A 3,031-nucleotide genomic window follows, 5' to 3' on the forward strand; every position below is an offset into this window, starting at 1 on the left:
GCAGGCACAGCCCGTTCCCGCAGCGCGCTCGGCTGCCCAGCCCCGCCGGCAGGCGTGCCGGCGCCGGTGAGTGCCGTGCCGGACGCGGACGGCCGCGGGGCCGGTGCCGCGGGATCGGGCAAAGGCCCGCGTGCCGTGGAGAGGGCGGTGCCGTCGAGTGGCGACCGGGTCGGGGCAGTGTCGTCCAGATAGGCAATCGGTGGCCGGTCGACCTCGTCCAGCCGCGGGCCGGGTACCGCACGCCGGCCAGGTGCCGGAGCAGTCCCTGCTGGAGTGCGGCTCGCCGTCCCCCGGCCTGCCGCCTCAGGCCGAACGGGCGAGGCAGGGGCCGGCGCTGTCGGTGCGCGCGCCATGGCGGCGGCAGGGGTGGCCGTGGCGGCCGGTGCCTGGGCCAAGGAGGCGGGGCCGGCCGGCGTCAGGAGCGCCACCAGTGCCGGGATCGGCTCGGGCGGGCGGCGGTGGAAGGACTCGGTCCGGATCCGCTCGAACGCCGCCACCTCGGACACCGCCTCGGCGGCCCATTCCTGCAGCGGCGCCAGCTCGGCCACGGCGGCGACATAGGCGGCGCAGGCCGGGTCCTGGGATGGAAGGGCATAGGTGACGAAGCGGGTGACGATCGGTGCCGCGACGGCATCCACCGCGGTGAACCGGCCGAACAGGAACGGGCCTCGCGCCGCAACGGGACCGGCGCGCAGCTCGGCCCAGATCTGCCGGACCCGCTTCAGGTCGCTGGCGACGCCGCGCATCAGCCGCCCGGGCGGGCCGAACCGCGCGATCAGGTCCATCGGCAGGAAGCGGTGCAGCGCGTCCAGCCCGTCCAGGAGCTCGAACGCCACCGAGCGCGCCAGCGCCCGCTCCGCCGGGTCGTCCGGCCAGAGCTCGGGGTGGCGCTCGGCCAGCCATTCCAGGATCGGCAGCACGCCCGAGACGGTGGCCTCCGGCTCGACCAGCACGGGCAGCCGCCCGTGCGGCGTGAAGCGCTCGAGCAACTCGTCGGTTTCCGGGCGGCCGAGCGGGACCAGCACTTCCTCGAAGCGCAGCCCGAGCGTGCGCATCGCCAGCCAGGCGGCCAGCGACCCGCCGCAGGCATTGCGGCTGCCGATCACGAGGCGGGTGGTCATGCGGCAGCGGCCGGCGGCTGGGCCGCGGCCGCCGGATGGCTGCCCAGGCCAGGATGCGGCTGCCCGGTCACGACTGAGGCACGTCCTCGGCAGCCCTCGGCATCTCGCACCACAAGACCTCCTGCCGGTAGGCAGCCAGCACCGTCTGGATCGGCTCGGGCTGGCTGCGGCAGTTCCAGTCCTCGCCATCGACCACCGCAGCATAGCCCAACGCGTCGCGCAGTTGCAGCAGTCCCGCCACGTCGGCGCGCGGATCGACCCGGCCGTCGCCGTTCAGGTCCTGGCCCAGCATCAGGGCCGCCAAGCGCGCCTGCAGTTCGGCGCTAGCCGTACGCCGCTCGTCATCCGGCAGGCGCGGATCGGCCAGCTGTTCCAGTACCCGGTCGGTGACTGCAATGTCGAAGCGCAGGCCGGTCACGATCTGGCTCACGCCGCGATACCAGTCGCCCTGCCACCCGGTCTGGCCGGGCCCGGCCTCGAGGCTGGCCTCGACGAGGTCCAGGGCCTGGGACAAGTCCTGGACGTCCGCCAGTTCCTGCTGGCCGCGCGCCACCAGCAGCGGCCGCAGGTCCTGCGCGTCCTGCGGCGGGAGGCCGTCCGGACCGGCAGCGCGGGCCAGGCGGATCGCCTGGGCCACCGCGGTCTCGGCGGTGGGCAGCGCGCCGCCGCCGTTCTGGGTGGCGGGATGGCGCCCGAAGATCAGGGCGAACGGTGCCGGGTCGAGCGCCGCTTCCGCCGGCAGCGCCTCCGGCACGACCGGTGCCTTCGTCGCGCAGGCGGTCAGCAACAGGGCTAGCAAGGCTGCCCAGCCGCGGCGCTTCCAGTCGCAGCGCTTCCCGTCTGGGCGCCTGTTGCCGTCATCACCGCTCATTGACCGCTCCCACTGCCCCGTGGGAACCGAGCTTGCCCGAAAATCCCTAACGATCTGCTACCTCCGCACGATTCGCGCAGCGCCCGTGTTCATCAGGCCGCAACCACCGCGGCATCGGCTTCGGTGGCGGTGATCGCGTCGTGCGCCGCCAGCGCCGCCATGTTGAGGATGTCCGAGACCGTGGCGTTCATCGGCACGATCTGGATCGGCCTCTTCAGCCCTTGGAGCAGCGGCCCGATCACCGTGCCGCCGCCCAGCTGCTGCAGGAGCTTCGACGCGATGTTGGCCGAATGTAGTGCCGGCATGATCAGCACGTTGGCCGGCCCCTTCAGCCGGCAGAAAGGATAGAGAGCCATCAACTCGGGGTCGAGCGCCACGTCCGCGGCCATTTCGCCGTCATACTCAAAGTCGACCTGGCGGCGGTCCAGCTCGATCACCGTGTCCCGCACCCGTTGCGCCTTGGACACGGGCGGGTTGCCGAAGCTGGAGAAGGACAGGAGGGCCACCCGCGGCGTGAAGCCCAGCTGGCGGACGACCTTGGCGGTCTGGATGGTGATGTCGGTCAGCACGCGCGTGTCGGGCAGCTCGTGCACCGTGGTGTCCGCGATGAACACGGTCTTGCCGCGCGCCAGCATCATGGTCATGCCGAAGATGCGGTGCCCGGGCTTCGGGTCGATCACCCGGAGGATATCATCCAGCACGTCGTTGTAGTTGCGGGTGAGCCCGGTCACCATCGCATCCGCGTCGCCCATCGCCACCATGCAGGCGCCGAACACGTTGCGGTCCTGGTTCACCAGCCGCGTGCAGTCGCGATAGAGCAGGCCGTTGCGCTGGCTGCGCTGGTAGAGGAAGTCCGTGTAGGCACGGTTCTTGTCCGACAGCCGGGCATTGTGGATCTCGATGCCGTCCAGGTTGGACAGGCCGATCTGGGCCATGGTGTTGCGCACCCGGTCCTCGCGGCCGATCAGGATCGGCGTGCCGAGGCCGGTGTCGCGCCAGGCGAGGGCCGTGCGGATGGTCTTCTCCTCCTCGCCCTCGG

3 protein-coding genes are annotated in these 3,031 nt (G+C 72.2%); all 3 read right to left on the reverse strand.

Annotated features, from left to right (window positions below; all coding sequences use genetic code 11):
- On the reverse strand, window positions 1–1,121 hold a 1,121-nt coding region (locus tag EQG76_RS17535), incomplete at its 3' end, for a glutathione S-transferase N-terminal domain-containing protein (RefSeq protein WP_159715682.1).
- 67 nt (window positions 1,122–1,188) lie between these two features.
- Window positions 1,189–1,992, reverse strand: a complete 804-nt coding sequence (locus EQG76_RS17540) for a hypothetical protein (RefSeq protein ID WP_159715683.1) — start codon at window positions 1,990–1,992, stop codon at window positions 1,189–1,191.
- Window positions 1,993–2,084: 92 nt separating this feature from the next.
- On the reverse strand, window positions 2,085–3,031 hold a 947-nt coding region (locus EQG76_RS17545), incomplete at its 5' end, for a phosphate acyltransferase (RefSeq protein WP_255476558.1).

The organism is Geminicoccus flavidas, from assembly GCF_009806515.1.
Classification (GTDB): Bacteria; Pseudomonadota; Alphaproteobacteria; order Geminicoccales; family Geminicoccaceae; genus Geminicoccus; species Geminicoccus flavidus.

Bases quoted from the DNA above. Each gene is read 5' to 3' on its own strand.
- EQG76_RS17540 (WP_159715683.1), bottom strand. From the start codon at position 1,992: ATGAGCGGTGATGACGGCAACAGGCGCCCAGACGGGAAGCGCTGCGAC.